General features: G+C 52.1%; 25 protein-coding genes. 4 read left to right on the top strand and 21 right to left on the bottom strand.

What is annotated here, in order from left to right:
• Positions 1–29 precede the first annotated feature (29 nt).
• The 6 genes from atpH to Pr1d_RS14365 all read right to left on the bottom strand — a co-directional run bounded on the left by atpH (position 30) and on the right by Pr1d_RS14365 (position 3,470).
• Positions 30–656 (bottom strand): ATP synthase F1 subunit delta, encoded by a 627-nt coding sequence (gene atpH, locus Pr1d_RS14390; protein ID WP_148074184.1) that lies wholly within the window; start codon positions 654–656, stop codon positions 30–32.
• A 9-nt stretch (positions 657–665) separates the two neighbouring features.
• Positions 666–1,316: a F0F1 ATP synthase subunit B gene (gene atpF, locus Pr1d_RS14385; protein WP_148074183.1), complete on the bottom strand. Its 651-nt coding sequence runs from the start codon at positions 1,314–1,316 to the stop codon at positions 666–668.
• Positions 1,317–1,377: 61 nt separating this feature from the next.
• Entirely contained in the window at positions 1,378–1,626 is a 249-nt protein-coding gene (atpE, locus tag Pr1d_RS14380) for an ATP synthase F0 subunit C (RefSeq protein WP_148076392.1), read from the bottom strand.
• A gap of 137 nt (positions 1,627–1,763) precedes the next feature.
• Positions 1,764–2,672 carry a F0F1 ATP synthase subunit A gene (gene atpB / locus Pr1d_RS14375; RefSeq protein WP_148074182.1) on the bottom strand — a complete coding sequence of 303 codons (909 nt, stop codon included), beginning with the start codon at positions 2,670–2,672 and terminating at the stop codon, positions 1,764–1,766.
• Positions 2,673–2,688: 16 nt separating this feature from the next.
• On the bottom strand, positions 2,689–3,123 hold the full coding sequence (locus Pr1d_RS14370; RefSeq protein WP_148074181.1) for a hypothetical protein: 435 nt from the start codon (positions 3,121–3,123) through the stop codon (positions 2,689–2,691).
• Complete coding sequence (locus Pr1d_RS14365) at positions 3,120–3,470, bottom strand: AtpZ/AtpI family protein (RefSeq protein WP_148074180.1); 351 nt, start codon at positions 3,468–3,470, stop codon at positions 3,120–3,122. The genes Pr1d_RS14370 and Pr1d_RS14365 overlap by 4 nt, the downstream gene beginning before the upstream one ends.
• A gap of 572 nt (positions 3,471–4,042) precedes the next feature.
• On the opposite strand from Pr1d_RS14365, the gene Pr1d_RS14360 reads away from it, so the two are divergent.
• The 3 genes from Pr1d_RS14360 to larE all read left to right on the top strand — a co-directional run bounded on the left by Pr1d_RS14360 (position 4,043) and on the right by larE (position 6,492).
• Positions 4,043–5,161, top strand: a complete 1,119-nt coding sequence (locus tag Pr1d_RS14360) for a DUF4912 domain-containing protein (RefSeq protein WP_148074179.1) — start codon at positions 4,043–4,045, stop codon at positions 5,159–5,161.
• Positions 5,162–5,304: 143 nt separating this feature from the next.
• Positions 5,305–5,634, top strand: a complete 330-nt coding sequence (locus tag Pr1d_RS14355) for a hypothetical protein (RefSeq protein ID WP_148074178.1) — start codon at positions 5,305–5,307, stop codon at positions 5,632–5,634.
• A 15-nt stretch (positions 5,635–5,649) separates the two neighbouring features.
• Entirely contained in the window at positions 5,650–6,492 is an 843-nt protein-coding gene (gene larE / locus Pr1d_RS14350; protein WP_148074177.1) for an ATP-dependent sacrificial sulfur transferase LarE, read from the top strand.
• Here larE and Pr1d_RS14345 read toward each other — a convergent pair.
• The 9 genes from Pr1d_RS14345 to polA form a co-directional block, all read right to left on the bottom strand.
• The gene (locus Pr1d_RS14345; RefSeq protein WP_148074176.1) at positions 6,489–8,411 is read right to left on the bottom strand and encodes a sodium:solute symporter family transporter; all 1,923 of its coding nucleotides are present in this window, start codon (positions 8,409–8,411) and stop codon (positions 6,489–6,491) included. The two genes, larE and Pr1d_RS14345, sit on opposite strands and share 4 nt — an antisense overlap.
• Before the next feature lie 193 nt (positions 8,412–8,604).
• Positions 8,605–8,952, bottom strand: coding sequence for a P-II family nitrogen regulator (locus Pr1d_RS14340; protein WP_148074175.1), 348 nt, complete (start codon positions 8,950–8,952; stop codon positions 8,605–8,607).
• Positions 8,953–9,413: 461 nt separating this feature from the next.
• A complete protein-coding gene (locus Pr1d_RS14335; RefSeq protein WP_148076391.1) occupies positions 9,414–10,766 on the bottom strand; it encodes an ammonium transporter in 1,353 nt (450 codons plus the stop codon).
• Positions 10,767–11,262: 496 nt separating this feature from the next.
• Entirely contained in the window at positions 11,263–12,204 is a 942-nt protein-coding gene (gene ftsY / locus Pr1d_RS14330) for a signal recognition particle-docking protein FtsY (RefSeq protein ID WP_148074174.1), read from the bottom strand.
• 97 nt (positions 12,205–12,301) lie between these two features.
• Complete coding sequence (gene nusB / locus Pr1d_RS14325) at positions 12,302–12,733, bottom strand: transcription antitermination factor NusB (RefSeq protein WP_148074173.1); 432 nt, start codon at positions 12,731–12,733, stop codon at positions 12,302–12,304.
• A gap of 63 nt (positions 12,734–12,796) precedes the next feature.
• On the bottom strand, positions 12,797–13,258 hold the full coding sequence (ribH, locus tag Pr1d_RS14320) for a 6,7-dimethyl-8-ribityllumazine synthase (RefSeq protein WP_148074172.1): 462 nt from the start codon (positions 13,256–13,258) through the stop codon (positions 12,797–12,799).
• 31 nt (positions 13,259–13,289) lie between these two features.
• Complete coding sequence (gene rho / locus Pr1d_RS14315; RefSeq protein ID WP_148074171.1) at positions 13,290–14,771, bottom strand: transcription termination factor Rho; 1,482 nt, start codon at positions 14,769–14,771, stop codon at positions 13,290–13,292.
• A gap of 288 nt (positions 14,772–15,059) precedes the next feature.
• Positions 15,060–15,659 (bottom strand): dephospho-CoA kinase, encoded by a 600-nt coding sequence (gene coaE, locus Pr1d_RS14310; RefSeq protein WP_148074170.1) that lies wholly within the window; start codon positions 15,657–15,659, stop codon positions 15,060–15,062.
• 41 nt (positions 15,660–15,700) lie between these two features.
• Positions 15,701–18,556, bottom strand: a complete 2,856-nt coding sequence (gene polA, locus Pr1d_RS14305; protein WP_238476504.1) for a DNA polymerase I — start codon at positions 18,554–18,556, stop codon at positions 15,701–15,703.
• A 445-nt stretch (positions 18,557–19,001) separates the two neighbouring features.
• On the opposite strand from polA, the gene Pr1d_RS14300 reads away from it, so the two are divergent.
• Complete coding sequence (locus Pr1d_RS14300) at positions 19,002–20,411, top strand: hypothetical protein (RefSeq protein WP_148074169.1); 1,410 nt, start codon at positions 19,002–19,004, stop codon at positions 20,409–20,411.
• A gap of 56 nt (positions 20,412–20,467) precedes the next feature.
• On the opposite strand, the gene bioA is transcribed toward Pr1d_RS14300, so the two are convergent.
• From bioA to gatA, 6 genes are all read right to left on the bottom strand, one after another.
• Positions 20,468–21,832: an adenosylmethionine--8-amino-7-oxononanoate transaminase gene (gene bioA, locus Pr1d_RS14295; protein WP_148074168.1), complete on the bottom strand. Its 1,365-nt coding sequence runs from the start codon at positions 21,830–21,832 to the stop codon at positions 20,468–20,470.
• 33 nt (positions 21,833–21,865) lie between these two features.
• On the bottom strand, positions 21,866–22,645 hold the full coding sequence (locus Pr1d_RS14290) for an SAM hydrolase/SAM-dependent halogenase family protein (RefSeq protein WP_168205232.1): 780 nt from the start codon (positions 22,643–22,645) through the stop codon (positions 21,866–21,868).
• Between the two features lie 25 nt (positions 22,646–22,670).
• A complete protein-coding gene (locus Pr1d_RS14285) occupies positions 22,671–23,273 on the bottom strand; it encodes a hypothetical protein (protein WP_148074166.1) in 603 nt (200 codons plus the stop codon).
• A gap of 5 nt (positions 23,274–23,278) precedes the next feature.
• On the bottom strand, positions 23,279–24,745 hold the full coding sequence (gene gatB / locus Pr1d_RS14280) for an Asp-tRNA(Asn)/Glu-tRNA(Gln) amidotransferase subunit GatB (RefSeq protein WP_148074165.1): 1,467 nt from the start codon (positions 24,743–24,745) through the stop codon (positions 23,279–23,281).
• A gap of 43 nt (positions 24,746–24,788) precedes the next feature.
• Positions 24,789–25,181: a GxxExxY protein gene (locus tag Pr1d_RS14275; RefSeq protein ID WP_148074164.1), complete on the bottom strand. Its 393-nt coding sequence runs from the start codon at positions 25,179–25,181 to the stop codon at positions 24,789–24,791.
• A gap of 84 nt (positions 25,182–25,265) precedes the next feature.
• Positions 25,266–26,816 (bottom strand): Asp-tRNA(Asn)/Glu-tRNA(Gln) amidotransferase subunit GatA, encoded by a 1,551-nt coding sequence (gene gatA, locus Pr1d_RS14270; RefSeq protein ID WP_148074163.1) that lies wholly within the window; start codon positions 26,814–26,816, stop codon positions 25,266–25,268.
• Positions 26,817–26,821 lie beyond the last annotated feature (5 nt).

Below are 26,821 nucleotides of genomic sequence, written 5' to 3'. Positions count from 1 at the left end.
TTGTTTGGATAATTATTCTGTTAACTCGCCTAAGGGCGATGGTGTCGTTGGATCGATTCGACTGCCGAAGTGATCATCGCTTGACGGATACGTTCTAAGCTAGTGCGTGTGGAAGCATCAAACACTCGATCACCGACCCGCACTACCATACCTGCTATCAAGTCGGGGTTGATCTTCACTTCGACGATTGGTTTCGAATCGAGCGTCTTCGCAAGGGTAGCAATGATCTCTTGCTCCAATGCTGGTTCCACAGCCTGTGCCAGTTCCAAGTGAACTGTCACTTGGTTGCATCTTTTTTTCCAAAGTTCGTTGGCAGAACGAACCACCTGCCGCAATATGCCCAGTCGATCATGTTTAGTTAGGACATAGAGGAAATTCAGTGTCGATGGAGACAGATTCTTTCCCAGCACCCGCTCCAGAATTCCAAGCTTCTCATCCTGAGAAACTAGCGCGGAGTCAAAAACTTTCTCCAATTTGGGATGTTTTGCGAGAACCTCGTTCACAACGGCATTGAGTTCGTCGATCAAACGCTGTTGAGAATCGTGATCCCCAGCGGCGTTTAAGGCCGCTTTAGCATACACACGCGACAGCATCTCGGCGCCAACGTCGAGAACAGACTCATTCGAGGAATCGTTGCTGAAAAAGCTTTCGGACATCAAATCCACTTAGTTCTGGCTAGGGCTCATGGAAGTCAACTTGCCCAACGCATCACGCACCAACTGCGACTGTTGCTCGGCGGAAATATTCTGCTTCACAACCTTCCCTGCCAATTCGACCGCCAGATTGGCGCTTGTCTCTGCCAGAGTTTTCATCGCGGCATCCGTAGCTCGCTCCACATCGCGTAGCGAGCGATCTCGCTCCTGATCGGCAGCATGCTTCGCTTCGGCGATGATCTGGTTCTTGGTGTGTTCCGCATCCCGCCGGGCCTCTTCCAGGAGTGCCCGCACTTCGTCGGCAGCACTGGCTAGTTTGGCTTCGTGCTCCAAGAGTAGCTTCTTCGCTTCTTCGTGCTTGACTGCCGCTTCGGCAATATTGCTCTCGATACGTTTTTCACGCTCCACAAGCGCCGCCGAAATCGCCGGCCAAGCAAACTTGCTCAGTACAGCAAACAACACAAGAAATACTATTCCCGTGAATAATGCTAAGTCGATATCGAAACCCAAAGGATTGGGATCGCCACCTTCGTGACCACCCCCGTGCTCTTCGGCGGTAGCAGCATGCTCATCGGTGGCAGCTTCGGCGGTCGGTGAATCAACGAGCCAGCCACTTAGCGCAAGCATTAAAAGCAAACAGGAACTCATCAATCGAAAGCTCATGCGCAGCACCCTATTGCAAAATCGCGTTTGCAGGTTGTTAAAGATTACTTGAGGCCAAATGCTACTTGTTAAAGAGCATACAAACGATCAAGGCGAAGAACGTTGCACCTTCGATCAACGCAGCAGAAATAATCATCGCAGTCTGGATATTTCCAGCAGCTTCTGGTTGGCGGGACATACCTTCAACAGCCTGTCCACCTATTCGACCGATTCCCAATGCGGCACCGATAATCACGAGACCTGCACCAAAAGCAGCTCCTAGATTCATGCCACCACTGACAGCGGCGACTTCACCAGCTTCTTGTGCCATGGCTGGACCAGTAACGGCCAAGGCAGCCCAACAAAACGACATTAATTTGACCAACTTCATCACTTTTGAAATCTCCTAGAACGAAATCGAGACCTGGGAAAAACTATACACAATCGAACTTATATTCAGCTGAGTGCTCAGTGGGGATGTACCGCTGCTCCGATGAATAAAGCCGACAGAAAGGTAAAAATATATGCCTGTAAAAAGGCCACAAACAATTCGAGCAAACTCAAGGCTGTCGCCCCGAGAACGCTGGCAGCGGTGACACTCCCCCAAACAGCCTGGCCAGCTACCGCACTTGCAGCAATAAAGGCCAATAGTACGGCAAGCACCACATGCCCCGCCATCATGTTGGCCAACAAACGAACGGCCAACACACAATGTTTTATGAACAAACCAAGTATTTCGATCACAAAAATTAGCGGAATCAACAGAATAGCAATCGGCTTGGGCAAATCCATATGGGGTACCTGAGCCTTCCAGAAGCCGACGACACCAAGCTTCTTCATGCCTGAGCCAATCACGACAATAAACGTGGCAAATGCCAACGCCGCAGTGACCGCCAACGCACCCGTCGGAGAGCCCATCCAAGGAATCATCCCCATTAGATTGCAACCCAACACGAACAAGAACATAGTCCACAGAAACGGAACAAACTTGTCAGCCTCGTGAAAACCGATGCAAGGCCGGGCGATGTGATCGCGTATATAAAGCAAAAAGACTTCGAGCATATTCCAAAGCCGCCCCTTGGCTTGCGAACCCCCTTTGAGTCGCATGGCCAGAAAGACGAAGAGAATAACTATAATCGCAGCGATCAAGACCTCAAGCACCATGAATTTGGTCAGTTTGAGGTCAAGCGGCTGAATGGTCTTGTCGATCAATTCATTGCCGGTGTTCATTTCAATCAACGGCTTGTCCAGCTTGAAGGGCTGGGGCAACTCGACATGGCCGTGCGAGCCCTCAGGTGCGATCGCCCTGGGCAAGTGAAAGCTCGTCGAATCTTCGACGTGGCTAAATAATTCTTTAGGATCGAGGGGATTGGCCATATCTAGAGATTCGCGTTCAGTTTGCCGCTGGCTTGGGGGAAAGGGAATCGATCATCCGGACCGAGAGAAACGTTTCCGCCGCCAACGACACTAAATAACTACCAATCAAGAAACCCACAAAGGAGTTTTGATTCGTCTGATCTTGGTTCAGGGCCAGCCAGAGACAAACCACCAAGGGCGGCGATAGGCGGCACCCCATGGCCAATAGCATTCCTGCCAGGCTTTGACCGATGGAACTGAAGAAGTAAGAAATCGTTAGTGCGGCCAACCCTGCAAATAGGCAAAGCATTGCTGCTGCCAGCAGAGCAATCCAGGCAGATTGCCCAACCCAAAAAGCGATCGGCAGGCAACAGGCGACAAAGATCGCCATGACTACGACTAGGAACAAGGCGCAGGAAACCAAGCTTCGCGATGCGTCGCATTTAGGCCAGCCTGGCGATGATTGAGTCACAGTTCGTCTTTCTTGGAACGGTTGGCTGAGGTGGTGTCTTTGCTCGATGCTTGGTGGGAATTCGGACTTTTGGTCTGTCCCTTTTTGGCAATTGCCATCAACTGCTTGAAAGCAATAAAACTTCCTGCAGCAAATCCCAACAACATGAACAATCCCTTGCTGCCTAGCTTGCTATCCAGCCAATAGCCTGCCAGGCCTGGAAGTACCATTTCCAACGAAATGGTCATGATTCGCGATGCCCACTCAGTAGCTTTCGCAGTGGCAGAGCGGTTGTCTCCCTGAGCATCTCGTTCGCCTAGTCTCGTGTCGTTCTCAGCATCAGGCCCAGTTGACGGCTTCCAGGACATCAAAATCCCTAACCTGCTGAACCTATCCCTTAAAAAGCGTGCCGTAAGGTCACGCTAAGAAGTGGTATAGAGACTCAGAAACACAAATTTTTCTAGACCGGCCTAATCTAATAGGGAGTCATTGGAGCGCAAAGGGGGATTCGTGCAATTTTTCACAAAGTCTTTCGAAACACTCAATCTTCTACCAACCAACTGATACGCCTGATATTGATCCCAAAAAGAACTTACGAAGAGGCTTCCATTCATTGGGCACCAAGATCGTGTCGAGCGATTTTTAGTCAGTGAGGACGTAACATGCTGTCAAATATGGGCTTACGGTCATCTCAGTTGTCCAAAAAGTTGCGTTTTGCGTGATTCGAGGTTAAGATGGATTTTAAAGGATTTGCGGCTCCACCTAGTCTTTTTGGAGGGGGATCGCAACGAATCATGTTGGTGCCTGGTCAGGGTTCACATTCTCGGATGGCCTGTAATCGGGTTCTGGTCGGCTGATCGAATCACGGAAGTTTTGTTCATCCCGTATTTTGATTGTCCGAACAAACTCGAATCGACGCCCTTTTTGGGTTCCAAGAGCCATGACCGCAACCTCCCTCCGCTCCCACACTGCCAAAGACCTCGCCCAGATGGCCCGTCAGCACGGTATCCCCGGTTGGCATTCCATGCGTAAGGACGAATTGATCGGAGCACTCTCAAGTGTTGCGCGTAAAAGAATGTCTCCCCGTCGGCAGCCAGGCGGTGAATCACCTCCCAAAAAAACAGCTCTAAGCGAAATATCAAGCCAAAATGGTTCAGCAAAGCAAAAATCTGAAACACCACCGCATATTCGCCATGATATTCTAGTCATGCAACAAAAAAAGGCGGTCTTGAAGAATCTGGCTCTCAACGATTCCAGTAAGTTTGACCAGGACAGAGAAGACCGCCTCGTGGTGATGGTTCGTGACCCCTACTGGTTGCACGCTCATTGGAGTCTCTCACAACCTAGTATCGATCGCGCTCAGGCGGCCATGGGCCAGCGCTGGCACCACAGCCAACCAACCTTGCGAGTTTTTCGCATAATGGAGGCTGGCTCGACAGTACTCGATCGAGATATTGCAATCCACGGTGGGGTGTCGAATTGGTACGTCGACGTGACGGATCCTCCTTGCAGTTTTCGTATGGAGATCGGTTATCTTTCCGCAGACGGCACTTTTTATACGCTAGCCCGCAGCAATTGCGTTCAGACGCCCTCCCCTGACGCAAACGAGACCGTAGACGAAAACTGGTCCGACGTGGCTGAGAACGCGGATCGAATCTTTGCCATGAGTGGCGGATATACACCGCAAGGAACAAGCCGGGAATTGCAGGAAATCCTCGAAACTCGTCTGCATCGCCCCTTGGGCTCTCCAATGCACACACGATACGGCAATGGCGCAGCAATGGATTCCAATTCAGGTTTGGAACTTGCTGTCGACGCGGAAGTGACCATCTTTGGTGTGACCTCCCGAACTGCTCACGTCACACTTAAGGGGGTGCCCATCAACGTGCGGCCTGACGGAACATTCTCAGCCAAGCTCAAACTCACCGAGCAGCGTCAGGTGATTCCGATTGTTGCCAGTGCTTCCGATGGAGTGGAACAACGCACGGTCATTCTCGCCCTGGACCGCAATACTAAGGTGATGGAACCCCTCTTCCGCGATATCAGCAAGCCAACGTAAATCTGTCAGTCGCAACGCTTTTCTCTCAGCCGCAATGCCCCTGATGGGTCTCGCGAGGCGGAGCGGAGAGTGCGCTAGTCAACAAATTGGCTAGCCGCATGGCTATTGTTCTGCATAATAGAGTCCAGGGAGGAGACTGTAATATGGCTAGAGATCTCATCAATATTGATGAACTGTCCGAAGCGGAATTGGTAGACCTTAATCACCGCGTCGTGGCCCGATTACGATTTTTGCATGAAATGCACGCTCATGCGGATATGTTGGAGTATCGTATCGGCGAGCGTGTCGAGTTCGATTCTGGGCGCGGCGGTTCAAGAGTTGGCGTTTTAACGAAATACAACAAAAAGACCGTCACGGTTGTTACGGATACCGGTGAGCATTGGAACGTTGCTCCTTGCCACTTGCGATCTGTAGAAAATCACGGCACTCATCAGAGAATCGATCCGAAAAGGATTGATCATCAGAATACCTGAAGCAGGGGTTCCCCCATGTCCACTACCGACAAGCAGCAACGATTGCTCGATTATCTTCGCAATCTCCCAGATTGCGTGATCGCCTTTTCGGGTGGCGTCGATAGTGCTGTGGTCGCGATGGCCGCACATTTGGCACTCGGCGAGAGGGCCTTAGCCGTCACGGGGGTGAGTGCCAGCTTGGCCGAAGGAGAACTGGAAGCCGCGCCACGCATTGCCAGTGCGATCGGGATACGCCACGAAACACTTGCCACCGATGAACTGTCGCATTCCGAGTACTTGAAGAATGAACCCACTCGCTGTTGGCACTGCAAGACGGAACTTTACAGCCAAATGCGTGCATTTGCAGATGAGATTGGATTCGTGACAATCGCCAACGGAACCAACACGGATGACCTGGGCGACTTTCGCCCAGGCTTACAAGCTGCCAAGGAGCATGGTGTATTGAGCCCCTTGGTCGAGTGCGGTATCGACAAACAAGGGGTGCGCGAACTCGCTCAAGCGTGGGACTTGGAGGTATGGGACAAACCTGCTTCGCCCTGCCTCTCCAGCAGAGTGGTCTACGGTCTGGAAATCACTCCTGAACGGCTCCAACGCATCGATGCCGCTGAAGTTTTCCTCCGAGAACTAGGATTCAGCTCGGTGCGAGTTCGCTGCCACCACGATGAGTTGGCCCGCTTAGAAGTCGAAGCCAGGGAAATAGCAAGGCTGGCAGAACCGGCCTGCCGGGAACTCATCACCGCCCGATTGCGAGAGTTGGGCTTCCGCTATGTAACGGTCGACTTGGAAGGATTTCGGTCAGGTAGTTTTACTCAGTTGGTATCTGTGGATCAGCTAAGCACCTCAAGTTCTAAGGTCTAGAAGAATACCACATAGAGAGCGAGTGTTAGAATCACGACAACCGTTCCCCAGAACTTCGCCGTACTAGACTCTTCCAGATTCATCGATTCATTCACGGGGAGTTCGACCGGTACAGGGAGCGGGTTGAGTTTGGTCATGATAGCCAACACAACCAGGATGATTCCAAAACAAATCGCCATCCGGTCCAGAAATGCGATCTGTGGGGCGAACACTTTGAGAGCACCATAAAGAACAGGGTTTAATAGGAGGCCCACTGTCCCCACTGAGCGAGGGGCACGATGTACAAGTAATCCAAAGACAAATATTGCCAGCACACCAGGAGAGATAAATCCCTGGAACTCTTGGATGTAGTTGAAGATATTCCCAAACTTGGGGCTACCCAGATTGGGCGCAATCAATAGAGCGATCAGCACAAAAATAATCGTACAAGTGCGTCCAACTGCAACCAACTCTCCCTGTGAGGCACTCTTGCGCAGCTTGTAGTAAATGTCCATTGTAAAAATGGTGGACGCTGAATTGAGCATAGAGGCCAAAGAGCTAACAACGGCACCAAAAATCGCTGCCAAAACAAACCCCAAGACGCCACTGCCTGGTACAAGTAGATTCTTCAGGAGCGTGGGGAACGCTGCATCATAGTCATAGCCGACTAGCTTGCCCGCTACGGGGATTTTCTTGGCTTCTGACATAGCGACTAATTCCGTATTCCTTCCCCAGATCGAAATCACTTCGCGGTCATCGCCTTCCAGGAGGAATTCTGCCAAGAGTGTAGCGTTGTGATTGACGATCTCCGCGGCTTTCTCCGGATTCGCCTCTGCGTAGCGATCGGTAAAATCAAAAAGTTTTTCTGATCCTGCATCTAATTCAGTTAGTAAATGTTGGTTTTTCTTTTCCGCGAGTTCCTTGAGATCGCCGTTGTAGAGGTTAAAGGCCAAGATTCCCGGAATCACCACGATGAAGGGTATGACTAATTTCAGGAAAGCGGCAAAAATAATACCTTTCTGGCCCTCAGCCAAGGACTTAGATCCGAGAGTCCGTTGAGTGATGTATTGATTAAGCCCCCAGTAGAAAAAGTTGGGAATCCAAAGCCCGATCAACAGTGCCGACCAGGGGATTTTCTTGTCATCCAAGGGGCGAACCATATGGAGCTTGCCATCGGGCAGTTCCCCTTTATTGAGGGCGAAGAACCTTTCCAGGGAAGTAGCTCTTTCCAGGCTCTCCACGGTCACTTCGCTGTTCCTAGCTGTTGTGATCAATTCCTGAGGATCTGCTGCTCCGAGCGCATGAAGGGCCAAGTAAGCAATAATCCCTCCTCCCACGATCAGGGCGGCACCCTGGATCAAGTCTGCCCAGGCACATGCCTTGAGACCTCCTGCGAAAACATAACCTGCCGCCAGGATGCCGATAATCCAGCAGCCTACCGTGATGCTTCCTAGGTCGAATCCCAATAGAGATTGCCCTTGGAAAAAAACGCTGATGACCTTGGCACCCGAGAATATGACCGATGCGGTAGGAACTCCCACGAGGATAATCATCGTGGTGATAGCCATCACCGTGCGCGCGAAGGTGTTGTAGCGATACTCCAGAAATTCAGGAATAGTGTAGATTCCGCTCTTAAGGAATTTTGGTAAGAAGACAAATGCAACCACAACCAACGTAATGGCTGCCATCCATTCGTAGCTGGCGATTGCCATGCCTAGCCAGTCGGCTGCCTCACCACTCATGCCGACAAATTGCTCGGTTGAAATATTGGCGGCAATGAGAGAGAAACCAACAAGCCACCAAGTCAAGCCACGACCTGCGAGAAAATATTCCTGAGCTCCCTTCTCGCCGCTGGTTTCTTCGTCTTTGCTCTTCCAAAGTCCAATGCCTATCACCGAAGCAACGAACAAAACGAAAACCAGAATGTCGATTCCGCCCATGAATAAATCCTGTTCAGACAAGAAATGAGATGCAATGCGAAAAGCCAGATCCCTAATGGGACCGCTAATCGAGACATCTTAATCCAACCCGAAGTGCAAATCCACCACTCGGACTCGTATGACGGAGAGTCTTTTACGATTGGAGAAGAGAATGGGGTAGATTCAAGCATTCGCCTGATAAAGCCGGTTTCCGCTAGATCGCTTCCGGACCACGTTCTCCGGTGCGAATACGAATACAATCTTCCAGGGGCAGAACAAAGATCTTGCCGTCGCCAATCTGACCGCTTTCTCCGGTGCGTCCCCCTTCAATGATGGCGTCTATGGTGGGTTCGACAAAGTTGTCATTCACGGCGATTTGCAGTTGCACTTTACGCAACAGGTTGACCGTAATCTCGCGACCGCGATAAACCTCGGTCTGGCCTTTTTGCCGTCCAAACCCTTGGACGTCCATAATCGTGAGTCGGACCACCTCCACTTTGGAAAGGGCCGCTTTGACGTCTTCCAGCTTGCTTGGCTGGACAATGGCAATGATAAGCTTCATTCGAATTCGGAATTGGGAAGGTGGAGTTCGGAATCAGGAAGAATGTGGACAACTATCCTAATTCCGCAACCCGCGATCCGCAATCCGCATTTCAAACAGGGACACCCCGGCCTGGGCAGGAATAGGCGGAAAACCCACCCAAGCCATTGGGGCATCCTTCTGGTTTGATGAGCCTGCTATCGGCTCAACTTTACCTCAGTAGGCTGGAAGGTGACGTCAGACGATTCGAAACCTAATTTAAGGTGTAGGAATCCGCGCGATATTTGCCGCATTGAAAAACTGCTCAGGCGATGAAGTCCCGGCTTGGTCGCACTGTAGGCGGCGAAGTGCAACCAAGCCAGTTGGGACATCATCAACGACCCAGGCAAAGGTCTTTCCAAACTATACTCGCGCCACCTGTGGAACACTTGGGAGGGTCCAGCGCTCCACAGGCGGCGATACTATTAACTATTCTCAAAGGATCATGAGTAGCTAGGCGTACCGGTGTAGGCCTGCATTCCATGCTCACTCACATCGAGACCTTGCTGCTCCTCCGCCTCAGAGACTCGGAGGATTCCGGCTGCTTTGAGGATCGAGAACAGAACAAACATCGTTGCAAAGGCCCACCCCGCAATCGAAAATGTACCGATCGCTTGGGTCATGAACGACGTCGATGGCTCAGGGCCAGCGGTGAGAGTGTTAGGTAAGATGCCAATGGCCATACAACCCCAGAGGCCACACAGTCCATGGACTGGGAAAGCACCCACCGGGTCGTCGATCTGCAGCTTATCGAGCAGAAGTATTCCGGCAATCACAAGACCGGCGGAAACCGTACCGACAACGATGGCCATATTGTTTGACATGCAATCGCAGCATGCCGTAATTCCCACCAAACCACCAAGGATGCCATTGAGGCCCATGGAAAGATCAGGCTTTCCAAACATGAACCAACTCAGCAGAGTGGCTACAATTCCGCCAGCACCGGCTGCAAGCGTTGTGGTCATCGCAATGTGCATCGTGGCATCGATGTCACCAGTGGAATGGAAGGCCAACTGGCTACCAGGATTAAACCCATACCAGCCGAACCACAGGATAAAGACACCCAAAGCAGCAATTGGCATGCTGTGACCAGGCATAGGAATTGACTTGCCATTTACAAAGCGACCAATTCTAGGGCCAAGGATGATGGCTCCTGCCAGACCGGCAAAACCACCCACGGCGTGTACAACTGCTGATCCTGCGAAGTCGGCAAAGCCCATTTGGCCCAGCCAACCGCCGCCCCATTTCCAGAAACCACTCACTGGATAGACAAATGCCGTGAGCACAGCACTATAAATCAAGTAAGCTCCAACTTTCATACGTCCCGCAACGGCCCCAGAAACGATTGTCGCTGCGGTAGCTGCGAATACCGCTTGGAAAAACCAGTCAACTTCAGGGCTGAAAGTACGATCGGCAGCAGCTTCGTAGCCGTCGAGCCCAAAACCGCCAAAGGCAAAATACTTGTGAGCTTCGACGTCGACTCCGTAGTTGCCTGGATACATCAAGCCGAAACCAATCGCGTAGAATAAGAGCACTCCGACGCAAATATCCATCGAGTTTTTAAACAGGATATTGACGGCATTCTTCGAGGAGTTGAAGCCGGCTTCCACCATGGCAAAACCCGCTTGCATGAAGAAAACCAACACCGCGGCGAGGAACAGCATCGCATTGTCGAGAGCATAGCCAACGCCCAAATCACCAGACTCTTCCACTACAACCGCTTCGTCGGTCACAGCTACGTCTTCCTGAGCCCAAGCCGGCTGATTAAGAAGGGCCGTCGCGCTGAGCGACAGCATCAGGGCAACTAGCAAAGATTGCCAGCTGCGAGTCATCACGAGAGAAAACATAACATTCGCCCTTTTTACATTGTCAGAAGGATAGTTACACCGCAGGACCGCACAGTTATCTAGAATTCCACCTTTTGGGTCCTGGGGGCCTTCACGGAAAGACCCCGGACGAGAACTCTTCGCACACCTGCAGGACTACCCTGCAGAGAAGTTTGCCACTCGCCGAGGCAGGGCTAATGCAATCATTGTGCCAGCACATGGAAATCAACTTGGTTGTGTAGCGTAACCTTTTTGATTAAAAGGGTTTACATCGCAAGAAAATATCATCAAATCTTGGGTGATTCGATCAGTCTGCAAGAAGGCTAATCAGAGGATGTCGCGCTTTTGGGCAGGGCCGCTCCTACCGTCATTTCCGAGCAGGCGGGAACCCAGTCTTGAAATGCCGCCGAATAGATTCCCGCCTGCGCGGGAATGACGCCTTGCAACCGGCGGCTGAAAGGCACCGCTACGCTGAAGCCGTACTTGTGGCACCGATTTCGGCAAACAGAGCGTCGACAAAATCAACAGGATTGAAGAGTGCCCAGTCCTCGGGTTGTTCACCTACACCGACATATTTGACAGGGAGCCCCACTTGCTGCTTGATAGCGACAACGACACCACCTTTGGCAGTACCATCGAGTTTCGCTAGGATTATACCTGTGCAATCCACGGCCTCTGTGAAGTTGCTCGCTTGGCTGATTCCGTTCTGACCTGTCGTGGCATCGAGCACCAGAAGCACTTCATGTGGTGCCTCGGGGATCAGCTTGCGGATCGATTGCTGGATCTTGGTAAGCTCAGCCATCAGGTTTTTTTGAGTCTGTAGTCGGCCAGCTGTATCGACGATACAAACATCAGCCCCGGTTGAGATACATTCTTCGACCGCCCGATAAGCGACTGATGCGGGATGGGCACCTTGCTCTCCAGTGACCAGGTTTACACCAAGCCGTTTAGACCAAATTGTTAATTGTTCGACTGCAGCGGCACGAAACGTGTCCCCTGCCCCGAGTACAATTGTTTTGCCTTGCGATTTTAGTAAATGTGCTAGTTTTGCAATCGAAGTCGTTTTGCCGGCCCCGTTTACACCGCAGACCATGATGACCGTTGGACCCGATTCAGCAAACTTAATCGGAGAATTTTCTTGAGCCATGAGTTCGGTAAGCTTCGCCTTCCAAGTCGCAACGACTTCTTCAAGTGTCACAACTCGACCACGCATCTTCGTGGCGACTTCGTCTACGATCTTTTCGATGGAATCGTAGCCCATGTCGGTTTTGAATAGTATGGCCCGCATCTCATCAAGGAACTGATCGTCAATCAGTCGTCCTTCACTCTTAAAAAGATCACGAACGTCAGTTTTCAGAAGATTGGCGGTCTTTTTCAGACCACTACGAAACTTGTCGAAAATTCCCATGTGTTTAAGTACGAATGACGAATGACGGAATGACGAGAGAATGTCGAAGCCTGAAGGACGAAATGCTATAGGGCAATCGTTATTCGGACTTTGTCATTCATTCGTGCTTGGGTAATTCGTCACTTTCGCTCTCTTTCCTTTCGATCAACTTGTCAAGAATTCCGTTCACAAACTGAGAAGAGTTAGCAGACCCAAAGCGTTTCGCCAGTTCGACCGCTTCGTCGATGGCTACCCTAGGCGGAGTGTCCGTGTAGCGAATTTCAAAGGCACCCAAGCGAATCACATTGCGATCCGTCGCGGCCATCCGCGAGACACTCCAATTGTCTGCTTTAGCGGCAATCAACGCATCCAGTTCTTCTCGATTTCGCAAAACCCCGAGTACGAGCGAGATAGCAAATTCGCGTAGCTCCGGTTCCTTCAAACGGTTTTCCAGCAGAGGCATAACCTGATCGCGAGATTCTCTCGGATTGAGATCTTCCTGAAACAGCGCTTGCAGCGCAACTTCGCGAGCTCGACTACGATTTGCCATGGGAAGACATTCGGGGGGTTAAATAAATTGCGTCACTATTCTTCGAACAGCCGCTGGGGCATTCTACTTCGGTGGGGAGTTCTTGAGCAATGCGACCATCCGCAAGGCAGCCTCGGCACACTCGGCTCCTTTATTGCCCACGTTGCCCCCAGAACGATGGATTGCCTGCTCCATCGTTTCGCAGGTCAGAAGCCCAAAAATCATCGGCAGATCACACGCCAAGGCAATCTGCTGCAGGGAAAGACTCACCGCACGATTGATGTGCTGATCGTGCGACGTCTCGCCTCGAATGACCGCACCCAGGCTAATCACCGACGCGTATTTCTGGCATTGGGCGAACCGCTGTGCGACCAGCGGGATCTCCCAAGCCCCGGGTACCCACGCAACATCGATCTGGGCATCAGCCACCCCTGCGGCTGAGAGGGTACTCAGCGCACCTTCGAGCAGTTTTGCCGTGATCGAGCGATTCCACTCAGCCACGACAATTGCAAAACGCTCTGAACCGTCTAATGGAGGTTTTTCCATGGGTGAAATTGCACCGATAGGCGAGGACGTCCTACTCCTTGATACTCATCAAGAACTCGGCATTCGACTTGGTTTTGCGAAGGCGTGTCGTCAGCAGGTCCATGGCATCGGTGGGGCTCATTTCGTTCAGCACGCGCCGCAACATGCACACGCGACGATGTTCTTCGGGATCCATGAGCATTTCTTCGCGACGGGTACCGCTGCGATTGATGTCGATGGCGGGCCAGATCCGTTTGTCGACCAATTGGCGATCGAGCACGATTTCCTGGTTGCCAGTCCCTTTGAACTCCTCAAAGATGACTTCGTCCATGCGACTGCCAGTATCAACAAGTGCCGTGGCAATGATCGTCAGCGACCCACCCTCTTGCACTTTACGGGCCGAGCCAAAGAACCGTTTTGGACGCTGCATCGCGTTGGCGTCGATACCTCCTGAAAGAATCTTGCCGGAACTTGGACACTCCGAGTTCCAAGCCCGTGCCAAGCGGGTGATCGAATCGAGGAAGACAACCACGTCGCGGCCGTATTCCACCATTCGCTTGGCCTTTTCGATGACCATCTCGGCCACCTGAATGTGCCGAGCCGCCGGTTCGTCAAACGTGGAGCTAATCACTTCGCAGTTGGGGCCCTTCACCTCACGTTCCATGTCAGTAACTTCTTCAGGCCGCTCATCGATGAGCAGCATCACAACATAGGCGTCGGGATAATTGACCAATACACTCTTGGCCATTTTCTGCATGAGTATAGTTTTACCAGCCCGTGGGGGGCTGACGATCAATCCGCGTTGGCCGAAGCCGATTGGCACGATCATATCGACCACCCGCATCGCGATTTCGTCGGGAGTCGACTCCATAACGATCCGTGAGTCGGGATGCTCGGGGGTCAGATTGTCAAAATACACCTTGCGAGAGAGCAGATTAGGATCGGCACCGTTGACGGACTCAATTCTCAATAAAGCAAAATATCGTTCGTTCTCCTTGGGAGGACGAATAGTCCCCGCCACGGTTGCACCCGTATGCAAACCAAACCGGCGAATCTGACTCGGCGATACATAGATGTCGTCTGGGCAGGAGAGATAGTGGTAGTCAGGGCTACGTAAGAAACCGAATCCATCAGGAAGGATTTCTAGCGTTCCTTCTCCGGACATCATCCCGTCGAGTTTTACCCGCTGTTTGAGGATGCGGAAAATCAGGTCTTGCTTTTTCAGACCGGCTGCTTCTTCAACCCCTTCGGCCTCGGCAACCTCAATCAACTCCGGCATCTGCATCTTTTGCAAGGCAGCGATGTGCATATTGGGGTCGGGCGTGTCGGTTCGCTCGATGGATTTGCCGACACGGCGAACACGCTCGGCTGCCTTGTCCAGTTCTTCAGCGATCGAGAGTGGCTCTTCTCGCTCTAGTTGCGCCAAAGCGTCGCCATCGATGTGGCTGTCACTACTGTTGTCGTAGGGTCGGCGTCGGCGATTGTAGGACGAACTTCGTCCAGACCTTGTGCCGTAGTTGGATGATTCAGACATAGTAAAAATCTCCTGAAAAGTGAGAGAGTGTGGCGCGCGAACAGCGCCGGCGGGGGGAATTCTAACGGAGCATAACGAGGAGAAGCTCTCAAGGAGCCAACCTCATTATTACAGAAAAACAATAAAAACGGAAAGCGAAATTGGAATTTTTAATGACGCGGGAAATGCGTCGGGCGGGCTGGCTGTGAGGAAATCTCAGGGCCAGTGGTTTTAATATACACAGAATCGATGCCAGGGGAAGGCGTGCTCGATATTAATTCTTAGTTAAGACCTCTCAGAGAGTTACATCTACGACACGGTCTGCCAGAACTGGTGTACTCGTGTAATAAGACTCTCCAGTGAGCCGTCATTGGCGATCACATGGGTGGCGTGGCGCCGCTTTTCTTCTATCGGCAATTGTGCGGCTTCCCTCGCCGCAAATTCTTGCGCACTCCAATTACGCAGGTTTTCGGCTCTGGACCGCCTCTCCGCAAGCGGACTATCAACAAACAGCAGCACATTGCAAAGCTCCCTCCAACCCGCTTCGAGCAACAAAGGAGCGTCTATAACTACTGCTGGCGTCGAGGTTTGCGCCAATCGAGAAATTTCAGCCTCGAACTCTTCACGGATTACTGGATGAAGTTGATCCTCGAGGAAGTCAAGGTCCTCGCGGCCCTCGTTTGTCTTTGAGAAGACTCGATCTGCCACTGCGGAGCGGTCAATCCTGCTGTCTGCATCGAGGATTTCTTTCCCCCAGCGGTTCACAAGGGCCTTTTGGACTCTTGGTCGATCGAGGACCTCGTGGGCTGTAGCGTCAGCATCAAGTACGACGGCTCCGAGTGAAGCCAACTCCTTGGCAACAGCCGACTTGCCGCTGGCGATCCCACCGATTAGGCCGATTACATGCATAAAGTTTTATTCTGCCAGACTGTCAACTTCCATCCGATAAACTAGCCTTCCTCCCACGATTCGCACTCAGCCCAGTTGTCGCCGAACTTGACATCAACTTGCAGTGGCACTCTCAGTGGCATAACGCCACTCATCTCAGCCACTACTAGCCGTGCCAAGTCATCCACCTCAGTGGGCGGCACTTCAAACAACAGTTCGTCATGGATTTGCAAGAGCATCGTGGCAGTGAGCCTCGATTTGCGCAGGCTGCGCTCAACCCCGATCATTGCCAGCTTGATCAAATCCGCAGCGGAGCCTTGAATCACCGTATTGACCGCGGTGCGTTCGGCAAGGTTCAGTTGACGCAGTGCCCCCGATTTTTCTTCGCGTAGCCCCTTCGGGACAGGCCGCACTCCTTGAATTGACCGCCGCCGGCCAAGCAAGGTCGAAACATATCCTTGCTCCCGACACAAACTGAGCGTGTGCATCATGAAACGCAGTACACCCGGATAGCGGGCGAAATACGTTTCGATAAACTCGGCAGCTTCGTCTTGGGAGATCCCCAGCGATTTAGCCAATCCGAAGGGACTTTGCCCGTAGATAATGCCAAAATTCACAGCCTTGGCACGTCGCCGCATATCCGCGGTCACTGCCTCGAGCGCCACATCCTCTACCTGACTAGCCACCAGAGTATGTATGTCCTCGTTGTTGGCGAAGGCGGCGCAGAGCGTCTCATCTTCAGAGAAATGAGCCAGTACCCGCAATTCAACTTGAGAATAGTCGGCAGCCAGTAGTTTCCAGCCAGCCGGGCCGGCACGGAACGCGGAACGAATTTCCCTTCCCGCTGCCGTTCGAATGGGGATGTTTTGCAGATTCGGGTTGCTGGAACTGAGCCGCCCCGTGGAGGCGACTGTCTGGCTGAATGAAGCATGGACGCGACCGGTATCGGGATGAACCATTGTTGGCAGGGCGTCAATGTAGGTGTTGAGCAGCTTGGCATACTGACGGTGCTCAACAATCTTCGCCGGCAATGGATGCAATGGAGCTAGCTCCTCGAGCACACCTGCATCGGTACTAGCTCCGGTCTTTGTTTTCTTGATGATTGGAAGTCTCAACTCTTGAAACAGCAACTCGGACAATTGCTTCGGTGAGGCAATGTTGATGGGGTGCCCCGCCATTTCTTCGATTTCGATGGTCAGCTTGTCGAGTCGTGAACGGTAGTCTTTGCTCAATTCAGCCAAGCGATCCGTATCAACCGATATCCCCTCGTATTCCATATCACCTAGAATTGCAATGAGTGGTATCTCCACTGAATCGTTCAATTCCTCCAATCCTTGGCTAGCCAATCCTTCTTCCAAAAGGGGTTTCAGTCGGAGCGGGATTTCAGCATCTTCAGCGGCGTAGGGAGCCACTGCATCCACGGGTATTTCGTCCATCCGCTTTTGGTTTTTCCCTTTGCCGATCAGCGAATCGATCTTGATTGTCTCGTGCCCGAGGTGCCGAAGTGCCAAGCCATCAAGCCCATGGCTCCGCTCTCCCGAGTCTAGGAGGAAGCTGGCGATCATCGTGTCAAAAGCGATGCCGGCTAGCTGGATGTCAACTTGTCGGAGTACAACATAGTCGTACTTGAGGTTCTGCCCGATCTTGGCAATCGCTGGATCTTCCAGGATCGGCCGCAACTTGTCGGCAACAAGCCCAGGGTCAAGGGCTGGTTGGCCAGCTGGAGCCCTCACCGGAACGTAGTATCCTTCCTCAGGTTTGCAGGCGAAGGCGTAGCCAACGATTTGAGCGCTTCGAGGATTCACATCCGTGGTTTCAGTATCCACTGAGATATGCGACTCGCCACTTAGTTGCTTAACAAGGGTGTCGAGTTTCTCAAGTGTTTCAACCAGGTGGTATTCGGAATCAGTTGGATTTACGTGCTTTTGGGAGTTGGCAGAGCCTCCATCCAGTGCCGCCACCCTTTGACCCATCGTGCGAAACCCAAACTGGCGAAACAGGTCATTTAGTCGGTCATAGTCAACAGTACGATATCGGGCAGCATTCCAATCAAAATCGACTGGCACCTGGTTTTCCAACCGTGCCAATTCCTGGGAAATCAGCGCGTCGCTGCGGTGATTAGCGAGATTTTGCTGTCGCCTGGCACCGGCCACCTCGCTGGCATGGTCCAAAACGTTTTCGAGGGTTTTGTACTCCGCCAGCAGTTCCTTGGCGATTTTGGGGCCAATGAGCGGAACACCCGGCACGTTGTCGACCTTGTCACCTACCAATGCCTGGAAATCTACCACCTGGCTGGGAAGGATTCCCCAATCGGCGAGTAATGATTCGGCATCGTAGATTTCCCCTTTCCGGATATTAAAGAGCGACACGTGATCAGTGATCAACTGGCGGCAGTCCTTGTCGCCGGTCACGATGAGGCAATCCGCTTCCAACTCATTGCATCGCCGGGCAAGAGTCGCCAAAACATCGTCCGCCTCGAACCCAGGACTACTTACAACCGGTATTCCCAACGCTTCGAGTACTTCGATTATCTTGGGAATCTGCGGGATGAGATCGGCAGGCATTTCACCTCGGTCGGCTTTGTAATCCGAATACAACTTGTGCCGATAAGTCGGTCCCGGCAGATCGAATGCACAGAAGATCGCATCTGGCCGGCGAGTCTCCAGCAGTTGCAACACATCGCGTATGAATCCGTAGACTGCCGCAACAGGTTCCCCATGAGGGCTAGTCATCTCAGGAATCGCATGGAAGACCTGGAAGATGAGCGAGTGGGCGTCAATTCCGCAGATACTCCAGTCTGAGAGGGTATCGACCTGCTGGGATCCCTTTGGATCGGCTTCCTTGGACGCTTCAGCTCCGGTTGTATCAACAGACAATTCCATCCCGGGTAATGATGACTGACGCGAGCGAGAGGACATGGTTTATTCTGTCGATTTCAGCAATTAGTGAACGTGGATTCGTCCTAATGTGGAGATTTCAGGTGACTCTTGGAGCAGTTGAGCCATGTTCGGTCGAGGGCCAGTATTGCCTACTTTCAGCTTGTTACCAAGGTGCTGATATCCTGCTGAATGGCTCGTAACACGGAGAATCGCTATTACCTAAACTGCCTATGTATCAATTCTTGACATGACGTAATTCCCTAATTAAGCTCGACTTAGAGCGATTCTTGTTGTTCCTGTCCACCTAAGTTAGGGCAAATTCGACTTCGAATTACTTGTCACAGCGAAGCAATCTGGGCGTTTAGTTCGCACTCGGGCTGTCTTGCTTCGTACAATAGTTAGTAGCGTCGCTAAGAAGACATATCCGCGGCGCGTTCGTTCGCTTCAGTCTTTCGCAAGCAATCAAGAGAATAGAGATTTACCGATGGCTTCTCGAGACAACCAAACTTTGCAAGGCGTAGTCATTGCCTTGGTATTGCTATTGATCCTAATGATTGTGGGCCTGCTGCTCATCAATAACGAGCGGAAGAAGCAAGTAGCACGGGCAGATGCTGCCGTCCAAGATGCCAGTAGCCAAAGAACAGCCGCGAGTAGCGCTCAATCGGAGGCAAACAGTTTTAAGCAGTGGATGGGATTCAAGGAGGAAGACACTTTCCAAACAGTCGAAGAAGCCTTTAAGGAAGATATGACCAAGTATGGCAGCACGTTCGATGAAAGTGTCCGATTTTACAGCCCGCTCCTGCAGAATTTGCAGCAAGAAAATCACAAGCTGGCACTGAGTGAGACGCAAGCAAAATCAAACGTCAAGGAACTTGATGAACAACTGCAAGCCCTCAAGGCTGAGATGGAAAAACAGTTTACTGAGTTCAGGAATACCGAAAAGAAGATGCAGGAAGACGCTGCAGCTGAACGAGCCAAGTTCGAAAAAACACGCCAGGACATGGTTGCCGAGCAGAATAAATTGGCAGAACAACTTGCCCAGCATCGTGAGGAAGTCGACAAGGCACGTAGTGAACTCTCGTCGGCAGAGAAAAAACAAACGGAACAACTGGCCAAGCTCGATCGCGATATCACGATCCTACGCAGCAATCAAGCTGATCCCGATCCCTTCGCCCAGCCAGCAGATGGGCTGGTCCGGTGGGTGAATCAGAAAGACCAGAAGGTTTGGATTAACATTGGCGAAGCGGACCATCTTCGCCCTCAGGTAACCTTTACGGTCTATAGTGGTGATGAAAGCGACGCACTCAAGGCCGAAACGAAGGGAAGCATTGAAGTTACCAAGATTCTCAGCCCCCACATGGCAGAGGCTCGCATTACCAGTGACATTCCGACGCGACCATTGATGGAAGGGGACAAGATTTATAGCCAGGTCTGGAATCGCGGTCGTCAAGTTGGTTTCGCCATCGCGGGATTGATCGACTTTAACGACGATGACAAAAGTGACCTAGAAGAACTCAATCGAATTATTGCCCTCAACAATGGCAAAGTAGATGCACAACCTGGCGAAAATGGTGGAGTTGACGGCGAGATGACGGTAGACACACGCTACCTGATCTTAGGCGAGTTTCCCGATAGTGCCTTGAAAGATTCAGAAGCCCAGCGCCAAGCTTGGGCAAAGATGAATGAGAGTGCCGACCGGCTTGGCATCGAAACGATCTCGCTCGATGAGTTCCTTACTCTCATGGGCTGGAAAGTGGAACTACGGACCGTGGCATTGGGCTCCTCTGCTCGCCCTGAGGACTTTCCTTTGGAATCTCGTGGTGAATATAAAGTTCCTAACAATCAATATAGCCCAGGCTCCTTCCGCCCTCGAAAGCCACAGCCGACTTATTGATGAATCTCGCTGCTATAGACTCTCACCTAGTAACGGGCTGGATTTGAGGCTCCACCTTATTTCGGCTGTAAAGCGGCTGGCCCAATCGACTGCGTCGCAGCTTCGATGCTTTCGAGGACGACTCGGCCCAAGAACTCCAGTTCGTCTTTAGTGATACACAGCGGCGGCATAATTACCAAAGTGTTTCCGAGGGGGCGCATCCAGACCTCACGCTTTAGTGCCTCCCGACAGACCTGATGACCAAACCGCAGTTCAGGAGGGAAGCATTGTCCATGCGAGTCCGCCGGGGCAAGGTCCACCGCACCGACCATGCCCAATTGCCTGACCTCAGCTACATTTTGCATGGCACTCAACTCATTGAGTATTTCTTCAAGTTGGTCACACTGAGCCCGCAATCGCGATTGAACCTCGGTACTAGCCAATACGTCGAGAGACGCCAGTGCAGCGGCCGCTGAAAGCGGATTGCCACCAAAAGTATGCCCATGCAAGAAGGCCCGACCGCTGTTCTGGTCGCCTAGAAACGCTTTGTAAATTTCACTTGAGGCAATTGCCGCTGACAAGGGAAGATAGCCTCCGGTGAGGTTTTTTCCAAGGCAAAGCAGGTCGGGAACAACTCCTTCCGACTCGCAGGCAAACATATTTCCAGTGCGGCCGCAACCGGTAACGATTTCGTCCGCGATCATCAGCACATTGTACTTCCGGGTAAGCTCCCGTACTCCGCGCAGATATCCCAATGGTTGGAAGACCATCCCCGCAGCAGCTTGAATGCGCGGTTCAATCACCAAGGCAGCAATCTCCTGATGATGCTGCTCAAGCAGAGACTCCAATTGCTGAAGAAAGTATTCCGCTCCTGAACCTTCCGGAAGCAGGCGACTGTCGGGAGCGTGTAACCGATGCACCTCGAACAACAGTGGCTCAAAGATTGCTGTGTACTTGCCGATTCCACCGACGCTGGCGCTCCCAAGCGTATCGCCATGGTAGGCACCATCGAGGGCCACATAACGAGTCTTGGTAGGTCGAGGTTGCTCACATTGTTGCCAGTACTGAAAGGCAATCTTCAGCGCAGCTTCGACAGCAGAAGATCCATCACTGCCAAAGAAAATATGATTGAGGTCGCCGGGAGCTAGCTCGGCAAGCCGTCGCGCGAGTTCAATGGCCGGCGGAGTTGCTACGCCCAGCGAGGTAGCGTGACTTACTTTGCTGATTTGATTTCGAATTGCTTCGTCGATCACTGGGTGTCGATGCCCGTGGAGCGTACACCACATGCTACTGATGCCATCCAAGTAGCGGTTGCCATGTACATCGTAAAGCCAGACTCCTTGGGCAGAATCAATGATTAGCGATTCATACTCCGCCATCTGAGTAAACGCATGCCAATAGTGGTCAAGATCCCACTTGGCGAGCAATTTGGGGGAAGACATAGTCAAACCTGGCTGTTTCAGAGGGAGGATGGTTTACCAGGAGACTTCAACAGGAGCGCCGACACCCACTCCAAGCATGATGGTGGCACTCTCGTCCACGATGGCGATTTCCAAATTGTCGTTTGATCCGATGAGTGCGACGAGTGTCATGGCAGGTTGATCGCCGTAGGTCTGGAAGATACTGCGGGTTTCGTGATCGTCACAACGAATGGCGACCGTTTCGTCTGTTGGGACATCGGCGAGCATATCGCGCGTGATATTCGTAATCAGATTCCCAAAAGAATCGACCTCAACCACTTCTCCTTCAATCCGGTTGGCCATTTTCTCTGCCTCTTGCCACTGCAAATTTACAAGCGTCTCATGTCGCGGGCCCAGCAAATCGGGAGCCAATCCGAGGCTCAAGTGTCCAGCCACAGGTGCCATGATGTCGCGGCCATGAAACGTTGGTGCGACCTGAGGTCGGAAGTACTGTGCTTCGTTTACACAAATTATCTTAGTGGGCAAGTGCCGATCCGCCAACCGATCCAGCAGGCCATTATCCGGGCAAACATACCTCTGATCGCCGAATTCGGCGTACAATATGTCCCTGGAAGTCCCCACACCGGGGTCCACAACCGCTACATGGATAGTGCCCGCCGGAAACAGCGGCGTCGTATTTGCCAGAACCTGAGCTGCAAGGCGAATCTGCTGAGGGGGAATCGTGTGCGAAATATCGACTAATTGCACCTGGGGATTGATCGAGAGAATCACCCCCTTAAGCGCCGCCACATAGGGGCTGCTCGCTCCAAAGTCAGTGGTGAGAGTGATGATCATGTACCACGCTTGCGTCTTCGCGGTCTCAACGCTTATGAAAGGGCCAATTATTATACACCTGTACAAACGAGTATTCCTGCCGCGGAAGTCCTTCTTTCTCGGGGTTCCGCTCGACATAGATGACTCGCGAGCGAACTTCCTCGGGATTGTGTAGAAAAACTTTGTAAGGCCGCTCGGACAACACGGGGTGGGTGAAGCCTATTTCAGGGTGCTCGCGAAGACGCAAGCGAAGGGCGTCCCCGAACTTGTGCCACATCGTGAGAGCGTCGTCGCGGTGACGGCGAATCACCAGATGGGCATGATTTGAAAGCACTGCACCCGCCCACACCGTATACCCCTGTTTCGCAATGACTTCTCCAAACCCCTCTCCAACGACTTGTCTCTTCGCGTCATCCAACCAAAATCTATTGAACTGCAGAAGAGGTTCCGCTTGCTTGTGAAACTCACGAAGCTTGTCACGAGAAGGTTGTAGGTGTGCCGGTCTACGCCCGAGGTAGATGGGGCCAAGTTCCTCAAACTCTTTCTTGCGAATCTTCTTTGACCCACTCCCTCGCAAGTCGTTAGACAGCCAATGTCCATACAGTGTCCAAATCAGGTGATGGCCAATGATTGACTCTCGGGGCGGCATGACGATTACCCTTGCTGAGCCAACTCCAAACAAATCTCACGGAATCGAGCCGGGTCGACATTGGGATTGAGCTTCTTCGCTTGTCCAATCAAGGCACCAATCGCCTGCACTTTACCCCCTTGTACATCAGCAACTATTCGCGGGTTCTTCTCCAACAGTTCGCGGCAAAGTTCCACGAGGGCCGACTCGTCTACCTGCTCGATTCCTAGTTTCTTTATCGCTTGCTCCGCCGTGATACCCTCTTCGAGCATGATCTCAAAGGCGTCCTTGGCGCGTGGCTTCGGCAGCATTCCATCGTTAATTGCTGAAATCATCCCAGCTAGGTTTTTAGCAGAGACACCGAATTCTTCGATGCCTTTTTCTTGCTCTTTGAGTAGTCGCAAAATGTCTTGGGTGACCCAGTTGCAGGCACTTTTGGCATCGCTGCTTTCCCGGGCAACTTGCTCAAAATAATCTATCACTGAACGACCCTGGTTGACGATTACACCGGCATCGTAAGCCGAAAGTCCCATTTCCTCGGCATAACGGGTTCGAAGTTCGGCAGGGAGTTCGCCCAACGATTTGCGAGCGTTCGCGACTTGTTCTTCGGAGACCAACACGGGGACCAAATCGGGATCAGGAAAATAGCGATAATCGCTCGATTCTTCCTTGCTTCGTTGTTCGAGAGTGATACCTGCTCCGTCATCCCAACCGCGGGTTTGCTTGGGTGCCTCGCCGATTTTCTGCCCCGTTTCCTGCCAAACACGGTATTGTCGGGGGGCTTCGTAGTCGAGTGCTCGCTCCACAGCACGAAAGCTGTTCATGTTTTTGATTTCAACAATCGGCGTGGCGATTTTTCCTTCCTCCGCGTCAATGTGTAAATTCACATTGGCATCCACTCGCAGACTCCCTTCCTGCATGTTGCAATCGGAGACACCAATATATGTCAGCAATAGTTTGAGTTCTTGCAAGTAGGCCTTTGCCTCGGCGGAACTCCGCAGGTCGGGTTCAGAGACAATTTCCAATAGCGGCGTCCCCGTGCGGTTCAAATCGATCTCGCTATCGGCCTTCCCAGCAGCCTCATCGTGAATGCTCTTGCCGGCGTCTTCCTCCAAATGTGCCCGGGTGATCCTCACACGTTTTGGTTCAAAAGCGCTTTTGTCGTCGCTGATCTCCAAGTATCCCGCCGAAGACATGGGCAAATCGAACTGGCTAATCTGATACGCCTTGGGCAAGTCGGGATAGTAATACTGCTTGCGATCCCATTTCGTGAAGCTGGGGATCTCACAGTTAATCGCCACCGCAGTCTTCAAAGCCAAGTCGAACGCATGTCGATTCATCACCGGTAGCGACCCCGGCAGGCCAAGGCACACAGGACAAGTTTGTGTATTAGGCTCCGCCCCAAACTGCGTGCTACACCGACAGAATAGCTTGCTCTTGGTAGCAAGCTGAACGTGTACTTCTAATCCGATAATGGTGGTGTAAGGTTCCATAAAAATTGGCCCGCGGATTGCGCGAATGTTCGCGGATAGATATTCAAGATGACTTTTTCGTCAGGGCGATGCGTTTGTATTGCAGTTTTGGGTGGTGTCCGAAATTGGCTAGAAGACCAAGAGGTAACTTGGTCGCATGGAGATAGTTGAGTGTTTGCGCAGTATTGTGGTCAAGTAGTTGCGAGGTAGCCTTAACTTTCACTATGATCTGATCATAACATATGAAATCTGCTTCATATTTTTTCTGAAGCACATGTTCTCCAAATCGAATGCTTACTTCAGGCTTTGATACATAAGGGATTCCGCGATTAGAGAATTCAATTTCAAGACACTCCTGATAGACTGCTTCTAAAAAACCACAACCAATTTCGTTATATACTTCAAAGCAAGCCCCAAGAATCGCATAGCTCTCTTCTTCCAAAATCAACTCAGACATATTTCTCGAGAACTCAATCCAAAAAGTGACTGCAACAAATTCATTTCCTATCCGCGAACATCCGCGTGATTCGCGGGCAAAAAATCACATCTCCGGCCTGCGTTGATGCCAATTTGTTGCCTGCTCGAACATATGCGCCCCTCGAAGCAACCTCTCTTCCTCCAGTGGTGGAGCCAGTAATTGAAGACCGATCGGCAGGCCTGCTTTGTCGAACCCGCAGGGCACGCTTATTCCGGGAATTCCCGCTAGATTTGCGCTCACGGTGTACAGGTCCACTAAATACATTGAGAGCGGGTCTTCAACCATCTCGCCAAGTTTGAATGCCGTCTGAGCGGTCACCGGGCCGGCGATCAGATCGACTTCGCCGAATGCGTTGTCGAAATCTTGGCGAATCAAGCGGCGAACCTTCAATGCCTTGAGGTAATAGGCATCGTAGTAACCAGCGCTCAGTGCATAGGTGCCGAGCATGATGCGGCGTTTCACCTCGGGGCCAAATCCTTCGCTGCGGGATCTTCGATACATTCGCACTAGTGTAGAATCAAGCCGCGTGAGACCGATCTCATCCTTTGCGGCTTCTAATGACTTACGTTCAGCAGCGAGTTCCGCCAGCATCGCAACTTCGTCCGTACGATGGCCGTAGTGCACACCATCGTACCGAGCCAGGTTGCTAGAGGCTTCGCAAGGGGCGATCACATAGTAGGTAGCCACGGCATGTTTGCTATGTGGCAAAGAGACTTCCTTTACAGTAGCTCCAAGCGATTCGTAAATCCGAAAGGCTTCGCGGACCGCGGACTCAACCTCGCGGTCCAAGCCTTCCGCAAAATGTTCCTTTACCAAACCAATTCGCAATCCCTTGAGCGGCTCAGAAATGGTTTTTGAATACTCGGGTACCGGTTGATCGAGCGATGTCGAATCGCGTGGATCATGCCCCGCGATGGTTTCTAAAAGTAGGGCGGCATCCTGCGTCGTTCGAGAGAGTGGTCCCACTTGATCCAGGCTGCTGGCGAAAGCCACTAAACCATAGCGACTCACTCGCCCATAGGTCGGTTTGAGCCCCACAACGCCACAAAGCCCCGCTGGCTGTCGAATCGACCCCCCCGTGTCAGTACCAATAGACAAGGGAGCCATTCCCGCCGCAACGCAGGCCGCTGCTCCGCCGCTTGAGCCTCCCGGTGACCTTTCCAGGTCCCAGGGGTTGCGAGTAATCTGAAATGCAGAATTTTCCGTCGATCCCCCCATGGCAAATTCGTCCATGTTGGTTCGCCCAATTAGCACGGCATCGGCCGCCTTGAGCCGCTCCACGACGGTTGAGTCGTAAGGAGGCCGAAAATTCTCCAGCATCTTGGAGGCACAGGTCGTCAACGTCGACTTATCGCAGAGTACGTCTTTGACGGCGACAGGAAGCCCAGCCAGCTTTCCCAGTGATTCCCCCTTGCTGCGCCGCTCGTCCACTGAAGCTGCTTGCCCAAGTGCACGTTCGCCTTCTTCGCGAAGATAGGCTCCGACCTTAGAGTCTCGTGCGGTGATCGCATCAAGATATGCCTGGGTCAGCTCAGCCGCAGTGATGTCGCCCTGCTCAAGTTGCTTGAGCTGTTCAGTCGCAGAATTTTCAATAAGTGGCGAAAGCGAGGGCATTTAGT

It is taken from the genome of Bythopirellula goksoeyrii, assembly GCF_008065115.1.
Lineage (GTDB): Bacteria > Planctomycetota > Planctomycetia > Pirellulales > Lacipirellulaceae > Bythopirellula > Bythopirellula goksoeyrii.
This window is presented reverse-complemented; position numbering and strand designations above follow the sequence as displayed.

Excerpts from the sequence above, each read along its gene's own strand:
- Pr1d_RS14365 (WP_148074180.1), bottom strand. The coding sequence starts at position 3,470 with ATGTCCTGGAAGCCGTCAACTGGGCCTGATGCTGAGAACGACACGAGA.
- nusB (WP_148074173.1), bottom strand. The coding sequence starts at position 12,733 with ATGGCAAATCGTAGTCGAGCTCGCGAAGTTGCGCTGCAAGCGCTGTTT.
- polA (WP_238476504.1), bottom strand. The coding sequence starts at position 18,556 with ATGTCCTCTCGCTCGCGTCAGTCATCATTACCCGGGATGGAATTGTCT.
- Pr1d_RS14300 (WP_148074169.1), top strand. The coding sequence starts at position 19,002 with ATGGCTTCTCGAGACAACCAAACTTTGCAAGGCGTAGTCATTGCCTTG.
- gatA (WP_148074163.1), bottom strand. The coding sequence starts at position 26,816 with ATGCCCTCGCTTTCGCCACTTATTGAAAATTCTGCGACTGAACAGCTC.
- ftsY (WP_148074174.1), bottom strand. The coding sequence starts at position 12,204 with ATGGGAATTTTCGACAAGTTTCGTAGTGGTCTGAAAAAGACCGCCAAT.
- Pr1d_RS14275 (WP_148074164.1), bottom strand. The coding sequence starts at position 25,181 with ATGTCTGAGTTGATTTTGGAAGAAGAGAGCTATGCGATTCTTGGGGCT.
- Pr1d_RS14340 (WP_148074175.1), bottom strand. The coding sequence starts at position 8,952 with ATGAAGCTTATCATTGCCATTGTCCAGCCAAGCAAGCTGGAAGACGTC.
- Pr1d_RS14360 (WP_148074179.1), top strand. The coding sequence starts at position 4,043 with ATGACCGCAACCTCCCTCCGCTCCCACACTGCCAAAGACCTCGCCCAG.
- Pr1d_RS14290 (WP_168205232.1), bottom strand. The coding sequence starts at position 22,645 with ATGATCATCACTCTCACCACTGACTTTGGAGCGAGCAGCCCCTATGTG.
- Pr1d_RS14345 (WP_148074176.1), bottom strand. The coding sequence starts at position 8,411 with ATGGGCGGAATCGACATTCTGGTTTTCGTTTTGTTCGTTGCTTCGGTG.
- atpF (WP_148074183.1), bottom strand. The coding sequence starts at position 1,316 with ATGAGCTTTCGATTGATGAGTTCCTGTTTGCTTTTAATGCTTGCGCTA.
- rho (WP_148074171.1), bottom strand. The coding sequence starts at position 14,771 with ATGTCTGAATCATCCAACTACGGCACAAGGTCTGGACGAAGTTCGTCC.
- bioA (WP_148074168.1), bottom strand. The coding sequence starts at position 21,832 with ATGTCTTCCCCCAAATTGCTCGCCAAGTGGGATCTTGACCACTATTGG.
- gatB (WP_148074165.1), bottom strand. The coding sequence starts at position 24,745 with ATGGAACCTTACACCACCATTATCGGATTAGAAGTACACGTTCAGCTT.
- atpH (WP_148074184.1), bottom strand. The coding sequence starts at position 656 with ATGTCCGAAAGCTTTTTCAGCAACGATTCCTCGAATGAGTCTGTTCTC.
- Pr1d_RS14355 (WP_148074178.1), top strand. The coding sequence starts at position 5,305 with ATGGCTAGAGATCTCATCAATATTGATGAACTGTCCGAAGCGGAATTG.
- Pr1d_RS14285 (WP_148074166.1), bottom strand. The coding sequence starts at position 23,273 with ATGCCGCCCCGAGAGTCAATCATTGGCCATCACCTGATTTGGACACTG.
- Pr1d_RS14335 (WP_148076391.1), bottom strand. The coding sequence starts at position 10,766 with ATGCTGTCGCTCAGCGCGACGGCCCTTCTTAATCAGCCGGCTTGGGCT.
- atpB (WP_148074182.1), bottom strand. The coding sequence starts at position 2,672 with ATGGCCAATCCCCTCGATCCTAAAGAATTATTTAGCCACGTCGAAGAT.
- atpE (WP_148076392.1), bottom strand. The coding sequence starts at position 1,626 with ATGGCACAAGAAGCTGGTGAAGTCGCCGCTGTCAGTGGTGGCATGAAT.
- larE (WP_148074177.1), top strand. The coding sequence starts at position 5,650 with ATGTCCACTACCGACAAGCAGCAACGATTGCTCGATTATCTTCGCAAT.
- coaE (WP_148074170.1), bottom strand. The coding sequence starts at position 15,659 with ATGCATGTAATCGGCCTAATCGGTGGGATCGCCAGCGGCAAGTCGGCT.
- ribH (WP_148074172.1), bottom strand. The coding sequence starts at position 13,258 with ATGGAAAAACCTCCATTAGACGGTTCAGAGCGTTTTGCAATTGTCGTG.